Source organism: Pseudarthrobacter sp. TAF60_1 (genome assembly GCF_052113505.1).
Lineage (GTDB): Bacteria > Actinomycetota > Actinomycetes > Actinomycetales > Micrococcaceae > Arthrobacter.
Genome location: NZ_JBFRDI010000045.1, coordinates 1 through 986 on the forward strand (window position 1 = coordinate 1; position 986 = coordinate 986).

A 986-nucleotide genomic window follows, 5' to 3' on the forward strand; every position below is an offset into this window, starting at 1 on the left:
TTCGTCTTTCCGGCTGAGGAGCTGATGCCCGGGGAGAACTTTGCCCAGGAACACAGGTGCCCCGCGGTCGGGAACCGGGACATGTCGACCCCGATCTCGGCGAGAATAACGGCGGCGGCAACGGGGCCGATGCCCGGGATCTCATCCAGGCGTTCCGCCGCTTCCGCGAAAGGGGCCAGTTGCGCCTCGATCTGTTCATCGACCGCGGCGATGTCGGCATCGATGCCGTCGATCCTGGCSARCATCCGGGCTAACAGGAAGCGGTGGTGGTCATCAAAGTGGCCGGTGAAGGCCTCCTCGAGTTCGGTGATCTTCGTCCGCATCCGGGTCCGCGCCATCTGCGCGAGCACGCCCGGGTTCCGTTCGCCTGCGATGAGAGCTGCCATCATCTGCCGCCCGGATACCCCGAAAATGTCCGAAGCGACGACGGAGAGYTTGATGCAGGCGTCCTCGAGGAGTTTYTCGACCCGRTTCTTCTCCGCGGTCCGGGTTCCGACCAGATCGATCCGGTACCGGGTCAGGTCCCGCAGTTGCCGGATCGGGGCGGGCGGGACRAARCTGGGTCGGATCATCTGCCGTTCGGCCACTTTGCAGAGCCASACCGAGTCGAGCACGTCCGTCTTCGGACGCCCCGGCAAATGTCTGACATCCCGGGCGTTRACCAGCCACGGCTCGAGCCCGTGCGCCTCCAGGAGRTAAAACACCGGCTTCCAGTAATCGGAGGTCGCCTCCATCACCACCCGCTCGATAYGCAGGTCCACCAGACGGTTCGCCAGTTCCGCCAAGGACCGGCTCATCGTTGAATGAGTGGATACCTCCTGCAACCGTTTCCTCGGGTTCCCCTCCGCAGGGACCCGGACACAACACACGAGTTCGGCTTTGCCGATATCCAGGGCAGCGACCCTGCCAATAATCTGTTCCTCATCCTCGATTGCCGCCAGCATGATCGTGTTCATCTCCTCACGAAAAACACCCGCTCTGATTGC

General features: G+C 63.0%; 1 protein-coding gene. It reads right to left on the minus strand.

Going from position 1 to position 986, the window contains the following annotated elements:
- On the minus strand, positions 1–956 hold a 956-nt coding region (locus AB4Y73_RS20410; RefSeq protein WP_441874506.1), incomplete at its 3' end, for an IS110 family transposase.
- Between the last annotated feature and the right edge of the window lie 30 nt (positions 957–986).